Source organism: Bifidobacterium sp. UTBIF-68 (assembly GCF_006408855.1).
In the GTDB taxonomy this organism is placed as follows: Bacteria; Actinomycetota; Actinomycetes; order Actinomycetales; family Bifidobacteriaceae; genus Bifidobacterium; species Bifidobacterium reuteri.
Genome location: NZ_JFAN01000003.1, coordinates 95652 through 115599, shown reverse-complemented (window position 1 = coordinate 115599; position 19948 = coordinate 95652). Strand labels below are relative to the sequence as shown.

General features: G+C 59.1%; 14 protein-coding genes. 6 read left to right on the top strand and 8 right to left on the bottom strand.

All coding sequences use genetic code 11. The annotated features are described in order from the left end of the window. The first annotated feature begins 14 nt into the window (after nucleotides 1–14). Nucleotides 15–1034, top strand: coding sequence for a 2,3,4,5-tetrahydropyridine-2,6-dicarboxylate N-succinyltransferase (gene dapD / locus BW14_RS00895; protein ID WP_140489109.1), 1020 nt, complete (start codon nucleotides 15–17; stop codon nucleotides 1032–1034). A 493-nt stretch (nucleotides 1035–1527) separates the two neighbouring features. Here the strand turns inward: dapD and BW14_RS00890 are convergent, their stop codons facing one another. The 4 genes from BW14_RS00890 to BW14_RS00875 all read right to left on the bottom strand — a co-directional run bounded on the left by BW14_RS00890 (nucleotide 1528) and on the right by BW14_RS00875 (nucleotide 6463). Continuing rightward, a complete protein-coding gene (locus BW14_RS00890; protein WP_140489108.1) occupies nucleotides 1528–2778 on the bottom strand; it encodes a hypothetical protein in 1251 nt (416 codons plus the stop codon). A gap of 220 nt (nucleotides 2779–2998) precedes the next feature. Next, entirely contained in the window at nucleotides 2999–4291 is a 1293-nt protein-coding gene (locus BW14_RS00885; RefSeq protein WP_140489107.1) for a citrate synthase, read from the bottom strand. Nucleotides 4292–4439: 148 nt separating this feature from the next. Continuing rightward, nucleotides 4440–5222 carry a type I methionyl aminopeptidase gene (gene map, locus BW14_RS00880; protein WP_140489106.1) on the bottom strand — a complete coding sequence of 261 codons (783 nt, stop codon included), beginning with the start codon at nucleotides 5220–5222 and terminating at the stop codon, nucleotides 4440–4442. A 308-nt stretch (nucleotides 5223–5530) separates the two neighbouring features. Continuing rightward, the gene (locus BW14_RS00875; protein ID WP_140489105.1) at nucleotides 5531–6463 is read right to left on the bottom strand and encodes an HdeD family acid-resistance protein; all 933 of its coding nucleotides are present in this window, start codon (nucleotides 6461–6463) and stop codon (nucleotides 5531–5533) included. Between the two features lie 412 nt (nucleotides 6464–6875). On the opposite strand from BW14_RS00875, the gene BW14_RS00870 reads away from it, so the two are divergent. Next, a complete protein-coding gene (locus BW14_RS00870; protein WP_140489104.1) occupies nucleotides 6876–9098 on the top strand; it encodes a M13 family metallopeptidase in 2223 nt (740 codons plus the stop codon). Between the two features lie 131 nt (nucleotides 9099–9229). Here BW14_RS00870 and BW14_RS00865 read toward each other — a convergent pair whose 3' ends face one another. Beyond that, nucleotides 9230–9871: a single-stranded DNA-binding protein gene (locus BW14_RS00865; RefSeq protein WP_140489103.1), complete on the bottom strand. Its 642-nt coding sequence runs from the start codon at nucleotides 9869–9871 to the stop codon at nucleotides 9230–9232. 160 nt (nucleotides 9872–10031) lie between these two features. On the opposite strand from BW14_RS00865, the gene BW14_RS00860 reads away from it, so the two are divergent. After that, complete coding sequence (locus BW14_RS00860) at nucleotides 10032–10265, top strand: hypothetical protein (RefSeq protein ID WP_140462696.1); 234 nt, start codon at nucleotides 10032–10034, stop codon at nucleotides 10263–10265. A gap of 91 nt (nucleotides 10266–10356) precedes the next feature. Here the strand turns inward: BW14_RS00860 and BW14_RS00855 are convergent, their stop codons facing one another. Beyond that, a complete protein-coding gene (locus tag BW14_RS00855) occupies nucleotides 10357–12159 on the bottom strand; it encodes a proline--tRNA ligase (protein WP_181162064.1) in 1803 nt (600 codons plus the stop codon). 306 nt (nucleotides 12160–12465) lie between these two features. Between BW14_RS00855 and BW14_RS12150 the strand changes: the two genes are divergently transcribed. The 3 genes from BW14_RS12150 (at nucleotide 12466) to BW14_RS00840 (ending at nucleotide 16754) form a co-directional block, all read left to right on the top strand. Further along, complete coding sequence (locus tag BW14_RS12150) at nucleotides 12466–13200, top strand: helix-turn-helix domain-containing protein (RefSeq protein WP_258186014.1); 735 nt, start codon at nucleotides 12466–12468, stop codon at nucleotides 13198–13200. Next, the gene (locus BW14_RS00845) at nucleotides 13187–13930 is read left to right on the top strand and encodes a hypothetical protein (RefSeq protein WP_140489102.1); all 744 of its coding nucleotides are present in this window, start codon (nucleotides 13187–13189) and stop codon (nucleotides 13928–13930) included. Before BW14_RS12150 ends, BW14_RS00845 begins: the two co-directional genes overlap by 14 nt. Nucleotides 13931–14663: 733 nt before the next feature. Then, nucleotides 14664–16754 (top strand): SCO7613 C-terminal domain-containing membrane protein, encoded by a 2091-nt coding sequence (locus BW14_RS00840; protein ID WP_181162261.1) that lies wholly within the window; start codon nucleotides 14664–14666, stop codon nucleotides 16752–16754. 25 nt (nucleotides 16755–16779) lie between these two features. Here BW14_RS00840 and amrS read toward each other — a convergent pair whose 3' ends face one another. Together amrS and amrB are read right to left on the bottom strand one after the other, a co-directional pair. Further along, a complete protein-coding gene (gene amrS / locus BW14_RS00835; RefSeq protein WP_140489100.1) occupies nucleotides 16780–17865 on the bottom strand; it encodes an AmmeMemoRadiSam system radical SAM enzyme in 1086 nt (361 codons plus the stop codon). Then, nucleotides 17852–19885: an AmmeMemoRadiSam system protein B gene (gene amrB, locus BW14_RS12145; RefSeq protein ID WP_258186013.1), complete on the bottom strand. Its 2034-nt coding sequence runs from the start codon at nucleotides 19883–19885 to the stop codon at nucleotides 17852–17854. Before amrB ends, amrS begins: the two co-directional genes overlap by 14 nt. Between the last annotated feature and the right edge of the window lie 63 nt (nucleotides 19886–19948).

Below are 19948 nucleotides of genomic sequence, written 5' to 3'. Positions count from 1 at the left end.
GAAGGAGCACATACATGAGCGAAGAGCGCACCGCATGGGGTTGGGGTCTGGCCAGCGTGGACGCCGCCGGCAACACCCTTGATGTCTGGTATCCGGAGCTGACCCTCGGTCAGGCGCCGTCCGAAACCGACCGCCCGAACCACGATTTCGGCACATTGGCCCATGATGCGGCCGACGCACGCGGCATCCGCCGCATCCCCGTGTTCACGGTCAGCGAGCTTGATGAGCCGATCAGCTCCGCTGCCGACGCCTATCTGAAACTGCACCTGCTCAGCATGCGCATGGCGCAGCCGAACACGCTGAACCTCGACGGCATCTTCGCCCAGCTCAACAATGTCGTCTGGACCAACTACGGCCCGTTCGCCGTGGAGGACTTCACCCTGCGCAAGGCCGACGTGGAGCGCGCCGCCACCGATGCGGCCCTCGCATTCGCCGCACAGGCCGGATTGCCGGCCGCCGCCCCGGCCGCCACGGTCAACGTGTTCGGCGTGGACAAGTTCCCGCGCATGATCGACTATGTGGTGCCCACCGGCGTGCGCATCGGCGACGCCGACCGCGTGCGTCTGGGCGCCTACCTGTCCGAAGGCACCACGGTGATGCACGCCGGCTTCGTGAACTTCAACGCCGGCACGCTCGGCGTCTCCATGGTCGAAGGCCGCGTCTCGCAGGGTGTCGTGGTCGGCAACGGCTCCGACATCGGCGGCGGTGCCTCCATCATGGGCACCCTCTCCGGCGGCGGCAAGCTGCGCAATTCCATCGGCGAGCATTCCCTGCTCGGCGCCAACGCCGGCATCGGCATCTCACTGGGCGACAACTGCGTCGTCGAAGCCGGACTCTACGTGACCGCCGGCACCAAGATCACCGTCTGGGACAAGGCCAAGGCAGCCGCCGGGGAGCCGCTCGACGTGGTCAAGGGCGCCGACCTGTCCGGCAAGGACAACATCCTGTTCATCCGCAACTCTGTGAGCGGCCGCATCGAGGCCCGCTACCGGAAGGTGGGGATTGAGCTCAACGCCAAGCTTCATAAGAACTGAGTGTGCGCCGATGGAGCGTCATCTTCGTTGCTCCTCGGTCGACGTACCTTCGTACGCCTTCCCTCGGTGCGCCTCGATGCCGCACGCATCAGCACACACTCAGAACTGACGTAGTCAGTTCTTATGAAGCCGTCGCGGCACAGCCGCGTCCATCTGATGCGCGACAGAACGCCTCACTTGGTATTCCAGTGAGGCGTTCTTGCGTCTGGACCGAGGAACTGCCCCGCTTGGAAGCATCCTAACGGGGCAGTTCCTCGGCCCGGACGAAAGAATATCCCGCTGAACCCAATCCAGAGAGGCAAAACCTCGATCCAGTCAACAGAACACCCCACTACGATTCACCAATGAAGCAAAACCACGGCCCACCCAAGATCCTGCCCCACTGAATCATTCCCAACGAAGCATATTTACGACTCGGCCGCGGTTGTGCCCCGCTGAAACACTCTCATCAACTCAACCGCAATAGCCGTCATTGACTCACGTAAACAGCAGTTCACTCAGACTCTAGGTATGGGAGCAAAGGCGCATACGTAACAATAGAGCTACATTTACGGTAGTCATCTGCCGGAATTCCTGTACAAGAATTCGACCCTTGATATATTCCGCTAATAATTCCTTCTGCGTAAACCCTACCAGAAGCATCAACCATAGCCACCGGCCCACCACTGTCTCCATTGCCAGCTGCAGGTATCTCATTCTGCTGCTTTGTTTTCACTAAACCACCATATACCTTGCCGTTGCCATAATTGATAGTGAGATTAACAGCAGTAACTATATTGTTCGCGACTGTTCCAGAAAAACTACCATTGTATACAACATAATCACCAACTATCGGCTCTCTTGCAATACCATGTAAAGCCACCACATTATTCTCCAAATAATTCCCCCAATACATAGTGGGACTCCTTTGAAGAGAACTTGTCATTTTAATTCCGTCAACATCAGACTCGGTATAATTACTTGCTTTGCCGGCACCTAATAAAGCAGAACTGTCATATGCGCCCATCTTCCACGATCGCGTGGTATCACAGTGATTAGCAGTAATAACCTGTTCACCATGGGCATTTGTACCCCAGAATGCGGTAGTACAAGCAGTTCCCAAATCACTGCTCATCAATGTGCCAGTAGAATAAGGAATCGTGTCACCGAAACGAATAGCAGACTCCATCTTTTCGGCATAATTAAACTCTACTGGTATGCTTGCAATACTTTGCGCTTGCATATCAATAGACGCTACGGATTGAGAATCCGGTACATCGACAGTAACAACGATTCCAGAGCCATCAGTCTTCGGAGCAATTGATGTTAAATGATCATTAAAATTCGATGTTCTATAGAGGATATCCTGAATTGCATCATGTAGTTCACTGGGATAATATGCTGATTTAATGAGTACTATCGGTATACTGGAATCGCTGCCTCTTATCAATGATTCATAATATGACACATCACCAGCAGCGTAAATCCTGACGCTTTTTTCATCAGGAAAATATTCAACGCCATTTATCTGTCTATTATCGTCAATAGAGCGTATACGATCAACAACAACTCTTGTATCTTGCGGAATTCGTGAGTATGAATCTATAGATGGACTAACGAGCTTCTTTCTTATTTCATTCGGGATTGGAGCAGAAACTGTATACTGTTTTGAATCATATGTTATTTCGGAGGTGGCATTACCAGATATAGGCAATACCAAGAATACAGCAATAATTGCGGAAGCAATTACTCTTTTTTTAATCATAACACACCCCCTTTTCCTATTTGATATTTATCTTCTTTGATTCAAATATCACTATATACAAATACCGTTACAGACGTGCAAACTGAAGTTTAACAGACATGTTTAGCATAGTATATTAATTATGTTGCTATATAAACAGCATTCGAGAAATCAAATACAGAATGTACAACAGTTTGAAAACGAAAAGCTCCCCATTACGGGGAGCTTCAACAAGCATTCACTACCGCTCATCCATCGGCACGTAGTCTCGTTCCACGGCACCGGTGTAGACCTGACGCGGGCGACCGATCTTGGTGTTCGGGTCGGCGAGCATCTCACGGTATTGGGCAATCCATCCCGGAATGCGCCCAAGCGCGAACAGCGTGGTGAACATGGCCGGATCGAAGCCGATGGCACGATAAATCAAACCCGTGTAGAAGTCCACGTTTGGATACAGGTTGCGCGAGACGAAATACTCGTCGCTCAACGCGATGCGCTCCAGCTCCACAGCCACGTCGAACAATGCACGTTCGTCGGCCGGCAGCTTGGAGGTGTCCTCGCGCTCCATGATCTTCTCCAGATACTGCTTGGCGATCGCTGCACGCGGATCATAGGACTTATAGACACGATGCCCCAGCCCGGAGATCTTCTGCCCGTTCGCCTTGGCTTCGGAGACGAATTCGGCCACGGACTTGCCCGAGTCGCGGATGGCCTTCAATTGGCGGAGCACGGCCTCGTTCGCGCCACCATGAAGCGGTCCGGACAGCGCGTTGACGCCTGCGGCCACAGCGGAATACAGATTGGCATGCGCCGAACCGGCGATGCGCACCACGGACGTCGAGCAGTTCTGCTCATGGTCGGCGTGGATGATCAGCAGGCGGCCGAGCGCGTGCACATACAGCGGATCGGATTCGAACGGCTCGTACGGCACGGCGAAGCACATGCGCAGGAAGTCGTCCACATAACCGCGCGCGTAATCCGGGTAGAGCATCGGCTCATCGCGGCGGCGGCGGAAGATGTAGGACACAATCGTGCGTACCTTGGCCATGATGATGACCGCGGCCTCATCCAGCTGGTCGGAGTCGGTGATGTCGGTGGTGTCCGGGTAGAACGTGGCCAGCGCGTTGATGGCGGAGGCGAGCACGCTCATCGGGTGCGCGGTGCGCGGGAAGGAGCCCATGAACGTGCGGAAGTCTTCGCCCACCATCGTGCGATGGTTGATGGCGGAGACGAATTTCTCGTACTGCTCCTTGGTGGGCAGCTCGCCATGTCTCAGCAGCCATGCGACCTCGAGGAAGTCGGACTGATTGCACAATTGCTCGATGGGATATCCGCGATAGCGCAGAATCGAATGCTTCCCGTCGATATAGGTGATCTTCGACTCGCATTGCGCAGTGGTGAGGAATCCGGGATCCAACGTCACCCAGCCATCGTTGCGCAGATTGGACACCACGATGCCGTCCGCACCTGCGGTCGCTTTGACCACTGGCAGCGTGTACTTGCTGTCATCCACATTCAGCTGGGCTGTTGCCATACCTGTCTCCCCTTACGCACGGGCCGATGCCGATGGAACTCGCCATTCGGCTCAAAAGTATGGCTCACTATATGGCATGCATGTTTCAGCGCAAGTTGCTGTCTCACAACGCGGCGGCACCTGGCAAAAGCCAAGTGCCGCCGAATGGTCACAGGTTGGTGCGGTCGGTCAGGATGATCGGGCCGTTTTCGGTGATGGCGATGGTGTGTTCGGAATGGGCACCACGGGAGCCATCCTCGGAGCGCAGGGTCCAGCCGTCCTTCGGGTCCTGGAAGATCTCGTCCGTGGTCTTAAGGAACCACGGTTCGATGGCGATGACCAGGCCATCGCGCAGCTTGTAGCCGTGGTGGGCCTTGCCGTCGTTGGGCACATGCGGGTCGCCGTGCATGATGTGGCCCACACCGTGGCCGCCGAACTCGAGGTTGATCGGGTACCCGTACTCACGGGCGATGTCGCCGATGGTGTTGGAGATGTCACCCAGACGGTTGCCGGGCCTGGCCACGTCGATGGCGGCGGCGAGCGCCTCCTGCGTGCACTTGATGAGTCGCAGATCCTCGGGGTCGGGGTCGTTGCCGACCACGAAGCTCACGGCGGAGTCAGCCACCCAGCCGTCCACGGAGATGGCGAGGTCGAGCGAGACGAGGTCGCCGTCCTTCAGGCTGTAGTCGTACGGAATGCCGTGCAGTACGGCGTCATTGACGGACGTGCAGATGTAGTGGGCGAACGGGCCGGTGCCGAAGTCCGGCGCATAATCCACGTAGCAGGATTCGGCGTCCTTGCGGTCCACGATCTTCTTGTGGACGAACTCGTCGATCTCAAGCAGGTTGGTGCCCACCTTGGTGGTCTCCTGCAGCTCCTTCAAAATGCCGCCGACGAAACGGCCTGCGGGCTTCATCTCCTCGATTTCACGAGGGGTCTTCAATTCGATCATGAGGTTCTTTCTACCTATAGGCTTCTTACTGAAAGTCGTTCTCAATACTAACCCGTCCCGGCGTCAATCGCCAGAAGCCGTTGCGATTACAACAGTTACCGATGTCCGCCCACACGCCATCTACGTTTTTCCGGTAATCACATTCGCAATTCCCAATCATCAGGAATCAGGAGTCGGGAATCGGGAATCCCGGATTGCCGAACAACCCTGTAGACATGTCCGATACGGACGCACATCGCAAAGCGTCCCCGGGGAATGGACTCCCCAGGAACGCTTCGCGGACCCGTCGGCGCGTCAGGAAAACACCGCTACTGCCGCGGCTTGCCGAAGGTGAATGCGCGAATCAGGGCGGTGACGCCCATGACCACCATGGCGCAACCGCCGAAGATCACCATGAATACGGTGGAGCTCAGCGGGCTCATAAGCACCACGAAACCGGCGATGATGGAGATGATGGCGTAGGCGACCGCCCAACCGGAGCGTGGGATGCGCCAGGATTCCACAAGCGCCATCACGCCTTCCATGATCCAGCCGAAACCGACCATCAGCGTGATCAGCAGCGCCAGGGTCTGACCGGTCAGGCCGTAGTTGCGCACCACGACCACGCCGCCGAACGTGAGCAGTATGCCGATGAGCACATCAAGCACCCTCCAGCCACCCGGCAGCATCGGGGTGACCAGGGCGCTGACGATGCGCACCACGCCGGAGATCACAAAATAGACGCCGAGCAGCAGCGCAGCCAATGCCAGCGTCTTGTTCGGCACCAACAGCAACGCCACACCCAGCGCGATGGCCGCTACACCCACCACGCCGTAGATCACGCGGACAGTGGTCTTGGCCTTCTGCGGCAGCCATTCCTCGAACAGCCGGAAGGGATTGAAGTCGCCGGCGTACCAGCCGGGCTGCGCGCCGAAGGGATTGCCGTTGGCACCGGCACCGGGCTGACCGGCCTGACCCGGCTGGCCTGCCTGACTGTATTGGTTGTATTGGCCTTGCCCATTCTGACCGTACTGTCCGTACGACTGGGAGGAGGCGTAGGGATTGCCATTCGGATTGGTGGCGTACGGGCCGTAATACGACTGCTGGTACGGGCCGCCCTGCGGATACTGCTGGTTGTCCTGCTGCCCCTGCGGCGCACCTTGCTGCGGCGGATACTGGCCGCCGTGATTGCTGTCATATGCGCCATACTGCGGTTGCTGAGGATTCTGGTTATCGCCGTTCGGAGTGTTCGGATCGCTCATGATGGCTCCTTTCGCATCCCATAGTTCAGATTCCGATACCTATGTTAGGCATACTGTCTAATTCATGCCATGGGCATAACGTTGCGCATTGCATGGTTATGTGTCTGGTGGTCTGTCTCGTAGATAATTGAGGGGGTTAGCGCTTTTACTCTCCCCAGTCAGCTTCGCTGACACCCCGTCCTGCAACCGGGGACGCGCTTCTCGCACAGCGCCTGCTGGCTCACCTGTCGGCTCGCACGTTACCTACAGACAGCTCCGCTGTCTGCCTTACAACCGTGCGGACGCATACGGCACAGTCACATCCGAAGAAACCTCGTCCCGCCATCCACGCCCACAGCACGCAACCACACGAATCAGCTCTCGGCCAGGTCCATCGCCGGCGCTTCTCCCCCACGATGATTAGGCTGGGAGCATGACACAAGATCAAGCATCATTGAAGTCGGGCATCGACCCGGCATCGTTCTCATCCGTCATCAAGCCGACCGACGACCTGTTCCGCTACGTGAACGGCCCATGGATCGACACCTATCGTCTGCCCGACGACCGCTCCCGCTACGGCTCCTTCGACAAGCTCGCCGAGGACGCCGAGAATCAGGTGCGCGAGATCCTCGAGGATGACGGCGACAACGCCGATCCCGACAAGTCGTCCGCGTCGGAACGCCCCGCCACCAAGTCGCGCGCGCTGTACCACTCGTTCCTCAACACCGAAGCAATCGAGGCGGCCGGCATCACGCCGCTCAAGGCTGACCTTGAGGCGATTGACAACGTCGTGGATAAGGCCGAGCTGACTCGCGTGCTCGGCCGCCTCAGCGCGGTCGACGGCCCGGACCTGTTCGGCCTCGCCGTGTACGGCGACCCCGGCGCACCGGAATACAACATCGCGCACATCGAACAGGCCGGCATCCTGCTGCCCGATGAGGCGTATTATCGCGAGGACCATTACACGCCGGTGCGCGAGGCTTATGTGACGATGGTCGCCACCCAGCTGGTGAACGCCGGTTATGCGCCCGCCGCCGAAGACAACCCGAACCAGGGCGATGAGCTGCCGCGCGGCATCGACGACAACGATTCCGAAGACGGCAGCACGCAGACTTCCGCCGTCACACCAAGCAAGACGGCCCTCGACATGGCCCGGCGTCTGCTTGACGTGGAGACGCGCATCGCGGCGAATCATTGGGACAACGTGGCCACGCGCGATTCGGTGAAAACCTACAATCCCACCGATTACGCCGATCTCAAGGCAGCATTGAGCCACTTCGACCTGGACGCATGGATTGACGCCTGGCAGGCGGGTTACGACGCGACCCCCGCCGCCGCCGTGCAGCCCATCGATTTCCGTTCGGTGTTCGCGCGAGTCATCGTCCATGAGCCGAGCTTCCTCACCGGTCTCGACGCATTCTGGAACGACGCCGACCTGGATGACCTCAAGCTGTGGGCGCGCGTGCACCTGATCGTCGGCAACGCCGCATACCTGTCCCGCACATTCGACGCGACGAACTTCGACTTCTTCGGCAAGGTGCTCTCCGGCCAGAAGAAGCAGCGCGACCGTTGGAAGCGTGGCGTGAGCCTCGTCAACGGCATCTGCGGCGAGGACGTGGGCCGTGAATATGTACGCCGCCACTTCCCGGAAAGCGCGAAGCGCCGCATGGAGCAGCTGGTCGCGAACCTGATCGACGCCTACCGCGTCTCGATCGCCAACTCGGATTGGCTGGGCGATGACACCAAGGCGAAGGCATTGGAGAAGCTCACCAAGTTCACGCCGAAGATCGGATACACGAACCATTGGCGCGATTACACGGCGCTGGACGTGCACGCCGACGCCCTGCTCGCCGACAACATGAAGGCCGCGGCCCTCTACGAGACCGGATACCAGCTTGCCAAGGTCGGCAAACCGGTCGACAAGGACGAGTGGCTGATGAATCCGCAGACCGTGAACGCCTATTACGAGCCGACGATGAATGTGATCGTCTTCCCGGCAGCCATCCTCCAGCCCCCGTTCTTCGACCCGGACGCCGAGGACGCGGCGAACTACGGCGGCATCGGCGCGGTGATTGGTCATGAGATCGGACACGGCTTCGACGACCAGGGTTCGCAGTATGACGGCGACGGCAAGCTCAACAACTGGTGGACCGACGAGGACCGCAGGAACTTCGAGGCCCGGACCAAGGCGCTCATCAACCAATACAACGGATTCGTACCGCTGCAGCTGGCGGAGAAGTATGCCGACGAGCCCGACAAGGCCCCGCACGTCAACGGCGCGCTGACCATCGGCGAGAACATCGGCGACCTGGGCGGCGTGAACATCGCGCTCAAGGCCTATGCATTCGCGCTGGGCAAAGCCGAAGGCAAGGCCGAGGACGGCTCCCCGTCCGCAATCAAGGCACTGCTGGATACCGCGCCCGACATGGACGGCTTCACCGGCCTGCAGCGCTTCTTCCTGAGCTACGCCTCCATCTGGCGCACCAAGAACCGCGACGAGCTGGCAGAACAGTACCTGCAGATCGACCCGCACTCGCCGGCCGAGTTCCGCACCAACGGCATCGCCCGCAACGTGGATTTCTTCTACGACGCATTCAGCGTGACCAAGGACGACGCCATGTGGCTCGACCCCGCCGACCGCGTACGTATTTGGTGACGCAACCCACCAGATAATCCTCAGAACAATCCTCACCTCATAACACACCTGCTTCGGCCTACAGTCGTGATACGCATGCGGCTGTAGGCCTTTGCATATCACGACAGTCACATATCCGATCAGATGCGCGGCTATATGTCCGGCTCATCGGCAAAATCATCGCCATACGACTCCTGCACTGCCGTCTGAGGCTGTTCGACGGCCACACCGGAAGGCATCGTTCCCGGATCGGACGGCGCCTGCCGGGAAACGGCACTATCGAATTCGACCGGCGGCACCGGACGTTGCGGCAGCGCCACCCCGCTGCCGGCATCGCGGCCTTCGGCACCATCAGCGGGCGCATTGCCGCTGGCAGCATCCCCGGAACCTGCTGCTGCCCCGGCAGTGCCATTGCCATTGCCGTTCGCCCGTTGCGATTTCGCAAGATTCGTAGTGCCGAAAGTCAGATCATGCCCGATATTGCTGGCTTCAAGAACCGTCCGGCTGCGTACCTCACCCTGTTCGTTGGTCCATTGTTCGGTATTCAGCACACCGACCACAATGATCCGATCACCGCGGCGAATCGACTGCAACCCATTGAGGGCCAGGGAACGGAATGCCTTGACAGTGATCCACGCCGTGCCGAAATCCTCCCACTGCCGGGTATTGGGATTCAACCGGCTACGGGTGCTTCCCATGCGGAAAGACAGCACCACGAAATTGTCATTCCCTCCTTTGACCAGGTCGCTGGCCACAAATCCTGTCATCGTAACAGATGCCTGCTGGTTTGCCATGATTAGTCCTTTCACTTGACGCTGTTGTCATGGACCGCCTGACCGTCGTTCGCATCATTGCGAGCAGGCAGCAGGCGGTAGTTTCCACTGTGAAGGAGCATGATCCACCCGTGCAAGCCCGGCCGGCAAATGTGGATACTATGACCGGGTTGGAGGTGCTGTGGATAACTTTCGGCTATCCACCGTCATGCACATCCGAGGGGATATCCGCAACGATTCTGCCTCCGGGACGACACTCGACAACCCGACCAGCAATGATTCTGCCACCGAGACGGCACTCGACTACCCGACCAGCAACGATTCTGCCAAGTTCGCGCCCATTGTGGCGGAAATCCAACGGCCGGCCGAATCCAATGGCAGAATCGTTGCTGGTCGACGCCCTCAGAGCATGTAAAACGCCACCCTGCGTCGGCAGGATGGCGTTTTACACCGTTCAGTATGAGCCTATCAGCATGGGCTCTGCCCGGCCTCGCGGGCCAGCGGCCTTACAGACGCTCGAGCAGTGTCTTCACGGCCTCCTCAGCGGGCACGGCGACCTTGTTCCCGCCGTCGCGGTCACGGATCTCGATGGTACCGTCGTTGACGAAGTCACGACCTACCACGGCGATGGTCGGCACGCCAATCAGCTCGGCGTCCTTGAACTTCACGCCCGGGGAGACCTTCTTGCGGTCATCATAGATGACCTCGACGCCGTTGGCCTCAAGCTCCTCGATCAGGCGCTCGGCGCCTTCGAAGGCCTTGTCGTCCTTGCCTGTGGCCACCACATGCACCTGGGCGGGGGCGATCACGGACGGCCATGCCAAGCCAGCCTCATCGTGATGCGTTTCGGCGATGCAGGCGAGCACGCGGGAGACACCGATGCCGTAGCATCCCATCCACACCGGCACTGCCTTGCCGTTCTGGTCAAGGACCTTCAGATCAAGAGCCTTGGAGTACTTGAGTCCCAGCTGGAACACCTGGCCGATCTCCACGCCACGCTCGAAGCTCAACGGGCCGGAACCATCAGGGCTCATATCGCCGTGACGGACCTCCACGGCCTCGACCACGCCGTCGGCCTCGAAATCACGGCCGTAGACGAGGTTGTAGTAATCGACCTCATCCTCGTCGGCACCGGTGAACCATGCGGAGCCCTTGACCACGTGGGCATCCACGAAGTAGCGGGCCGGGTTCTTGACACCGGCGGCCTCGGCCTGCGGGCCGAGCACCATAGGTCCGATGTAGCCGATCACCAGTTCCGGATGGGCCTTCAGATCCTCCTCGGTGGCCTCCTCGATTTCAGAGGGAGCGAACTGAGCCTCCAGACGCTTCATGTCCACGGTGCGATCACCAGGCACGCCGACCACCACAACCTCACGCCACGGCTCGTCGTGGTCCTCGTCCTCAGCGTGCTTCACGGTGATCGCCACGTTCTTGAGGATGTCGGATGCCTGCCATTCGCGGCCATCGGCGCGCGGATGATCGGCGTTGGCGCGTTCGATCATCTTCTCGATGGTCTTGGCGTCCGGAGCGGGGCGCTTTTCGGCAGCCGGGGTGTCGGACGCATCGATCTCAGGCAATTCTGGCGTGTGCAGCGCCTCGACGTTCCACGCCTTGCCGGAAGGCGCCAGGGCGAAAGTATCCTCGCCAATGGCCATCGGGGCGAGGAACTCCTCGGAAGCGGAGCCTCCCATCGGGCCGGACATGGCGAACACCGGCACGTACTTGAGGTCAAGGCGCTGGAAGATGCGCTCGTAGGCACCACGTTCGTCGTAGTAGGCCTTGCGCATGCCTTCCTCGTCGATGGTGAAGGAGTAGGCGTCCTTCATGATGAACTCGCGGCCACGGATAAGGCCGGCGCGCGGACGGAACTCGTCGCGGTACTTGGTCTGGATCTGGTACAGCGTGACCGGCAGGTCCTTGTATGAGGAGTACATGTCCTTGACCAGGAGGGTGAACATCTCCTCATGGGTGGGGGCAAGCAGATAGTCGGCCTGATGACGGTCCTTCAGACGGAAGATGTTATCGCCGTATTCCTCCCAGCGATGGGTCGCCTCATAAGGTTCGCGCGGCAGCAAAGCCGGGAAATGCACCTCCTGGGCGCCGATGCCGTTGATCTCCTCACGGATGATGGCCTCGATCTTGTTGAGGACCCGCAGGCCCAGAGGCAGCCAGGTCCAGATGCCGGGGGCGGCCTTGCGGATGTAACCGGCGCGCTGAAGAAGCTTGGCGGAATCGACGTCCGCGTCGGCCGGGTCTTCGCGCAGGGTGCGCAGGAACAGAGTAGACATACGAAGGGTATTGGAAGTCATGAATTCAAAGCTACTCAATCAATGGGACGTACTGGGAATCTATAAAGAATGGTTGGCGGACGGCAACTATTTGCTGTCCGCCAACCATTCATCAGCCAGTATGCCGCGCCGTAAGTTCATTGATTAATTCACTGCCCCTCAGTCCTGCTTCACCGACTGAACCGCCTCTATCCGCAGCAACGGCTCCAGAAGCCTCAAAGAAAACGAGTGCATTGTTGTTTACGTAAGCAACCACCAATCTATTCTCAACTGAAAAAGTCAACACAACTATACCCATATCGGTATAGTTGTGTATATAATTGTCATATGACAATACGAACGGCGGACACCCTACTCACCACGAACGAAGCCGCTGAACAACTTGGTGTCAGCACCCGACGCATACGGGCAATGGCTTCTCAAGGCATGCTTGACTACGAGAAGGTCAGCCATCGTCTGCTTATAGTTTCATCCTCTGTACGTAAATTACGTCGTCAGAATCGGAGCGGTGGCAGAGTCTTATCACAACGAATCGCCTTGGCTTCCCTGTATCTCATTTCCGGCAAGACCCCAGATTGGATAAGCCCTTCTGAGAAATCACGACTCAGAAAAAGACTGGCCAACATGGATGCAGAAGAGTTGATATCCCTATGTCGCAACCGATCAACTGTCATTGACTTCTGGTGCCGCGACACTCGCTTGGAGCAATTATCGCAACGAATTCGCCCCTCCAGTGCCACAGGCGAACTTGCAACCCATTTCGGGCTAACTCGCACCGATGATGTAGAGGGATACACGACAGAGCAATCAGCAGAAAACCTGATACAAGACATGAAGCTTCGCACTGATTTCAGACCAACGAATGTTCGACTGCATATCTGCAAGTTCTTGCCGAAAAGCGAAAGTCCTATGCCGCTCGGCGTATGCGCCGCCGATCTTGCCGACTCATTGAACGCGCGAGAACACGGCGCGGGGATGGAAACGCTCAGCCGTCTCCTTAAAGAGTTCCGAGAAGATTTCCGAGCATTGGCAGAAAGCAGAAGAACTGATGAAAACAATTGACATTCCCGCACAAACCCATCCGTGGAGCACAGTCCTGGCGGTAGCACAGCACTTCTCCTGCGACGAGTGGATGCTGGCAGGAGGCCTGATGGTACAAGCACACGCCATGCTTCACGGACTCAATAGCCGTGCAACCACTGACGCTGATTTCCTTCTTAACTTTCTGACATATGAGCGCATAGCATCTCAAATGGCACGTTATCTAGGAGATATGGGATTCAAACTAAGCGAAGACTCCTTGACCGGCTACGCTACTAGACTCGAAAACCCTTCGCACAGCAGAGTAGATGTGCTGGTCACCGATTACGTATACGGCAAGAAGAAACGGGAAAACGCTTTTCTAGCCGGCAAGCCTCTCTGCAGAATGCCCGCAGGAGGCCAAGCACTTGCGCGTAAAACCAGAATCCGGATTCGCTATGGGGATATCATCGAAACCATTCAGATTCCCGATGTACTAGGAGCTGTGATGCTGAAAAGCGCAGCTTGGGATGTCGACAAAACCGCTCGGAGATACCGGCACCTTAGTGACGCAGCGTTACTGCTTTCTTTGATGGACTTTCCGGAAACACAAGTGGAACGGCTACACAGTCCCAATGATCGAAGACGCATATTGCGGTTGCACGAGCTACTCACTATAGACTCTGGCTACTGGGATGACTTGGATTTGTCACACAGGCAAAACGGCCTTGACGCTCTTGATACATTGACCGATTGGGCCCAAAACCAGTGAATCACACTTTCCCAATAGATTCGCACTGCAGTAACACAATCCGTTCTTGTAGTATTCGCCATCTTGGATTTGCGTTTGAAGCGTGGAAGAATGGTGTTTGAAGGGGCAGGAGGGCACGATGACGCAGCCAACCGAACAATGGAACAACCAACCACAACCGCAACCGCAACAGACGGCACCAATGCAGCCGACAACGCAGCCGCAACCGACACCGTGGCAACCCGTGCTGCAACCGCAGCAAGGCGTTCGGCAACAGGTGCCGCAACAACAGACGGTACTGCCGCAGCAGCCAGTCCAGCAGGCGGCACAACCTGTGCGGCAACAGATGGCCCAACAGCCGACACAACCATGGCAGCAAACATCGCAATGGCAGCACAGCCAACAGCCTCCGCAATGGCAGCCATCGCAATCGCAACTATCGCAATCGCAGCACAGTCAGCAAATACCGCAGCGGCAACCGATGCCGCAGCAAGGCGGATTGTATTCGCAGCCCATGCAACCCGCGCCACAGCATTCCCCATTCCAACCGCAGCACATGAATCAACAGCCGACCATGCCGCAGCCGACTGCCGCGCTCCCCGTTTATCCTGCCGCATACACACAGTCGAGCCAAGCTCCGCAGTACCCCCAGCCGCAGCCGATGGCTCCGCAGTACCCCCAGACCTATCCACCGCAGCCATCGCCGTTCACGCCTGCAAGCCTGCCGCCACAGGGCCCGTTCATACAAGCACCGTTGCCGCAAGCATCGTCCCCGCAGGCACAGTTTCCGCAGGGCCCATTCCCGCAGTCCACTGCACAACAGACCGCATGGCCAAGCGGCGCTGCGGCCACCCCACCCGTATCTTCCCCGCCTGCGCCGCCCCAATCCGAACCGCAGCACTCCAACGTACAGATGCTGCTGCTGGTGCTCGGCGTGGCATTGGTGACCATCGCGGTGCTGGCGTTCGCCTCGTTCGCCTATGGTCTGCTCGGCGATATCGGCCGCGCGGTCTCCATCGGTGTGGTCGGTGCCATTGCGTTGGCCGTCGGCATGGCGCTTACCAATCGGCTTCGCGTCACCGCCGAAGGTTTGACTTGGGCGGGATTGGCCGCGCTGTCCATTGACGCCCCACTGGTCAGCGGCATCCCTCCGGTAACGCGCACGATTCCCAATGGAGTGTGCACCGGCGTACTGATTCTTCTGGTGACTGCATTGGCGTTCGGCCTGCGTGCAATAGCGTCGCATCTGCCATCCAATCAGACAGCAACGGTCACGGACTCGCAACCGAATACGCAGACCATCCCGTCCAATGCCGCTTCATCGACCTTGCCAGATTCTGCTGGGTTCTCAGAAGCACACGCTGCGGAGTACTCAACAGAGCATCCCGTGACGCAGCCGGCCATGCGCCCGGTTCCACTGAGTCCGGTTCCACTGAGTCCGATTCCACTGCGGGCCACCACGCTGTACGCCATGTGCGCGATTCCGCTCGCATTCATGTCGATTGCCTCGTCGCTGCCCACCGACAACCACAATGTGGAATGGGTGCTGACCGTGGAGATCGGCTCAGCTGCGGCACTATTGTTCGCCATCTTCGTGCGGGTCCCTCACACCTCGCGCTACGCCGACTTCGAATGGATGACGTCATTGACTGCAGCGACGGTGGGTCTGACCGCTGTCACCTTCTTCGGATACGCGCTCATCATGGACGCGGATCCGTTGTGGCTTGTCATCATCATCTGCCTCATACCGCCAGCGCTATGGGCCGCGATGCTGGTGATGCTGCACCTCAAGCCGACGGCACGCACCGGCAGTACACTGCCTCCCGCCAATCGCGTCATGCCGACGATCGGCTTCATCTGGTCGCTGTCGGCAGGATCGGAATCGCTGCTGCGTCGCGTGCTGAACGGACCGTTGGGCAATGACCAGGCGGCTCAGACCGTTGCCGACCTGCTGATGATCGCCATCACCGGTTTCGCTATCACCGCCGCCACATTGATGTTCCGTCACACCAAGCGCTTCACCATCAGCAAGCAGGAACGCGTTTCGGCAAGTGTCATAGGCTCGCTCATGATGCTCATCGTCATCGACAGCGATTTCACGCATGGCAGTCCCCTGCCGATGGTGGTTTCGATCGTGGGTCTTGTGGTGATGCTCGCAGTGACCGCCATCTCATGGATCGTCGCCGCACAACCGACAACCACCCCAGTGGCCCAGCCGGCACCACAGTCAATCCAGCAGCCTCAACAGGCGATGCCACAGCCAGCACAGCCGCAATGGCCGCAATCGACGCTGCCGCACGGCACAGCACCGAAGCCTCTCCCCGCCGAGCACATCACCGTCACCGTGTTCACGGCGATCACCAGTCTGACGCTGATCTATCTGGCGGTAACCGACCCGCAACCGTATGCGCCGATGGATCTGTTCGCCATCATGTCCGGCGCGACGGCCCTTGTCATAGGCGTACGTTGGATGCAGGTCCGCCCCGCGCTGCGTAGTTGGCCGGCGCTATGGCCTGCACTGACTTTGCTCATGGTGCCATCGCTGCTCATCAGTTGGTTCGAGCCACTGTCACTGCCGCGCGTCCTCGCGCTGTTCGCCATTTCGATTTGCGCACTGCTGCTCGGTGCACTGCGGGGATTGCAGGCCCCGCTGGTGTATGGCACGGTGATACTCGTCATTCATGTGCTGACGGTGATCTGGCCTTGGCTGGCCGAATTCTCACGCCACTACTGGTGGGTGTGGCTGCTTATCGGCGGCGTGCTGCTCATCGCCGCGGCGGCGCGGTACGAGGCCAGTATGCGATCGATGAGGAGCATCGCCTCGCGCATCAGCGACCTACGATGACGGTCTGCCTGCCAGCAGCCCTCCCCTACCAACGGCCCGCAATGGCAGTGCCGCATTCCGGGCATCGACCGTCTCCGCCGCGATCACAGGACAGGCGATCGGCGATGATCCGATACCAGTCGCGCTCCACCAGAACGGCATGGCACTGCGGATTCGGGCAGTATGTGGTGTCTCCCTCACGGTCGTGCACATTGCCGGTATACACGTAATGCAATCCCTCGGCGAGCGCAATGCCACGCGCCCGGGTCAGCGTGCCATGCGGCGTGGGCGGCACATCCTGCATCTTCCACGCCGGGTGGAATGCCGAGAAGTGCAATGGCACGTCGGGGCCCAGATGCTCCCGGATCCACGTGCATTCGGCGTGCAGCTGAGTATCGTCGTCATTGAGCCCCGGTATGAGCAATGTGGTGAGTTCCACCCACACATGCCCGCCGTCCGGGGTGCGCGCATCATTAACCGCGTAGTCGATGGAGTCAAGCACATCGGCCAGATACGTTCCAGTTACTTTCCAATAGAAGTCCTCGGTGAAGCCTTTGAGGTCGATGTTCGCCGCGTCCATCGCCGCATAGAAATCCGGTCTGGCCACCGCGCTCATGTATCCTGCCGTCACGGCGATCGGATGGATGCCGAGCGCACGGCAGGCCTGTGCGGTGTCTATCGCGTATTCGGCGAACACGATTGGATCATTGTAGGTGAACGCCACCGAGTCGATGCCGCGCTCGTGCGCCACCTTCGCAATCTTCTCTGGGCTCGCCTCGACGCCGAGTCTGTCGAAGTCGCGCGCCTTGGAGATATCCCAATTCTGGCAGAACCGGCAACCGGAATTGCAGCCGGCCGTACCAAAGCTCAGCACGCTGGAGCCGGGGTGGAAATGGTTGAGCGGCTTCTTCTCCACCGGGTCTACGGCGAATCCGGAGCTGCGGCCGTACGTGTCGCAGACGATGGTGCCGTTGTGATTCGATCGCACGAAGCAGAATCCACGTTGCCTTGGACGCAGCACGCAGCGACGCGGACACAGCTCGCAGCGCGCGCGTCCGGTACCGTCGTGGAACTGTGTTTGCCAACGGCCGATGGCAGCTGCCGGAACTGAATCTGATTCAACGCTCGGCATATGCGGTCACCTCATACCGTTCGCATTCGATGTCGCCATTGTCCCAGTCGTAGGACGGGCGAATTCCCGCTTTGGCGAGCAGGTGCGAAACGAAATCATGCGGGTCGGGCAGCTGCTCCCACACCTGCGGCAGAAACGTGGCCCTGCGACCGCGCCGGTCGGTAAGAATCAACCCATCCTCACCGGGGCGCAGCGCCGACTCCAGCTCGTCACGAGAACGCACCGGGATGCCATCCGGCCCTATGATCGGCTCCGGTTTGCCCAGCACCGACACCTCCACATCGATGAGCGGGTATTCCGCAGCCGTAAGCGGATTGAAGCGCGGATCGCGGCTGGCGGCGTCGACCGCGTGACCGGCTACGTCACGACCAAGAGACCTGTATGCCTCAAGAGTGCCGATGCAGCCACGCAACCGCCCGTTTTCAGTCAGCGTCACGAAGCTTGCGCCAGACTCTTCCAGCCAAGGACTACGCGCGATGATGGATTCGGAGGACTCGTCGGAATCGCCGTCAATGCCCAGATGCTCACGAATCGATATGCGCGCCAGCTTCAGCAGGGTCGCACCTCGGTCGGTGCCATTCGACCTGTCAGATGTACAGGACCCGTCAGATTGCCCAGCCGCATCCCCGGCATTCCTTCTTTCTGCAGAGGATTCTGGAGAGGATTCTGCAGAGGATTCGGTCTGCCGGATACCGCCGGCATTGTCGCCGTGTGCATTCTCTGCATCATCTGAATCCTCTTGATCATTATCCTCTTGCCATACGGCAAACGAGGCATACCCCACCACCGGCTCATCCGGATCGCCCATAGCCGGGCGAGGCTCACCAGCGAGCGCCACTACACCGTCATCGCCCGAGGTACTGCGCCCCAGCAACCGCAGGTCAAAGTGGCGTTCGGCCGCATGCAGACCGGCTTGGTTTTCTTGGTGTTCGCTCTCCAGACCTGTCTCGACTGCCGGCCTTGTGCCACTCGCCTGATTCGCCTTCAACGTTTCACGAGATGTTTCACGAACCGTTTCATGCTGTGCCGGCGTCAAGCCACGCGCCAGCACATCCAGCAGTCCATTGATCGGATACGCCCCGCATGCCCTGCGCGGATGAATCGGCAGCTTGAGATGCGCGATGTCAACGATTGTCTCGTCATCGAGTTGCCGCGCATACGCCTCGGGATGATAATGCGACAAATCGGAGCTGATGATAATCACAGTTTCAGGACCTCCCCACAACGCGCGCAGCACGTCGCCCACCTCTTCAGGTCTCGCATCACCGGCGTTAAGCGGCACTATGTTCAGATCCGGACCGAATACGGTCTGCAGGAATGGAATCTGCACCTCAACGGCATGTTCCTGCGCATGTGTGGAATCGTTGACGATCATCGCCGGAGCCGGAGCCCCAGAGCGGGCGCGCATACCGGATCGCAACGGCTCGGCATGCGGGTTGTCATGCTGGCCAGCGCCATCAACACCCGCAGACATGCCATCATGATCGCCACCACACTGATCGCCGCCACGCATACGGGCGGCTCCTGAGATGTCACGACCCGACAGCCCCATCGCCTTTCGTTCGGACTCCACATCCACTGGAATCACGCCCAGCGGCGTAGACCAAACGTCAGCCGTCGAACACGCCACGCCCCGCACGGCCACCCGATGCGTCGGCCCGACGATCACCGCACGCTTCACCGTGCTGCATCCGCGTTCGAGCAGCGCATACGCCAACGCCGCAGTCGTGCCCGAATAACCATAACCGGCGTGCGGCACGATCACCGCTTTCGGCGTTCCTTGAGGCAGCCGCGGTGCCAGCTGTTTCACCAGCGCACGCCCGTAATCGAGCTGCTGGTTGATGAGTTGCTTGAGCGCAGTGCGGTCGGCAGGATAGAACGCGCCGGCTACGGCAGGTGGACGAATCCTTCCCGTATTACGAGCGGCGTTGCGGTCTACGTTGCTTCCGGCGTCACGGCCGGCAGACGCTGCGGCCACACGAACTTCGTTGTCTCCATGAGTCAGTTCAGATAGCGACATGATCACCACCCCTGCACTCCATGGTAGCCACTTCATGCCGCAAAGAAACCAGTTATGATACCT

What these genes read in the sequence shown, in the direction of transcription:
- dapD (WP_140489109.1), top strand. Translation starts at nt 15, where the DNA reads ATGAGCGAAGAGCGCACCGCATGGGGTTGGGGTCTGGCCAGCGTGGAC.
- BW14_RS00890 (WP_140489108.1), bottom strand. Translation starts at nt 2,778, where the DNA reads ATGATTAAAAAAAGAGTAATTGCTTCCGCAATTATTGCTGTATTCTTG.
- BW14_RS00885 (WP_140489107.1), bottom strand. Translation starts at nt 4,291, where the DNA reads ATGGCAACAGCCCAGCTGAATGTGGATGACAGCAAGTACACGCTGCCA.
- map (WP_140489106.1), bottom strand. Translation starts at nt 5,222, where the DNA reads ATGATCGAATTGAAGACCCCTCGTGAAATCGAGGAGATGAAGCCCGCA.
- BW14_RS00875 (WP_140489105.1), bottom strand. Translation starts at nt 6,463, where the DNA reads ATGAGCGATCCGAACACTCCGAACGGCGATAACCAGAATCCTCAGCAA.
- BW14_RS00870 (WP_140489104.1), top strand. Translation starts at nt 6,876, where the DNA reads ATGACACAAGATCAAGCATCATTGAAGTCGGGCATCGACCCGGCATCG.
- BW14_RS00865 (WP_140489103.1), bottom strand. Translation starts at nt 9,871, where the DNA reads ATGGCAAACCAGCAGGCATCTGTTACGATGACAGGATTTGTGGCCAGC.
- BW14_RS00855 (WP_181162064.1), bottom strand. Translation starts at nt 12,159, where the DNA reads ATGACTTCCAATACCCTTCGTATGTCTACTCTGTTCCTGCGCACCCTG.
- BW14_RS12150 (WP_258186014.1), top strand. Translation starts at nt 12,466, where the DNA reads ATGACAATACGAACGGCGGACACCCTACTCACCACGAACGAAGCCGCT.
- BW14_RS00845 (WP_140489102.1), top strand. Translation starts at nt 13,187, where the DNA reads ATGAAAACAATTGACATTCCCGCACAAACCCATCCGTGGAGCACAGTC.
- amrS (WP_140489100.1), bottom strand. Translation starts at nt 17,865, where the DNA reads ATGCCGAGCGTTGAATCAGATTCAGTTCCGGCAGCTGCCATCGGCCGT.
- amrB (WP_258186013.1), bottom strand. Translation starts at nt 19,885, where the DNA reads ATGTCGCTATCTGAACTGACTCATGGAGACAACGAAGTTCGTGTGGCC.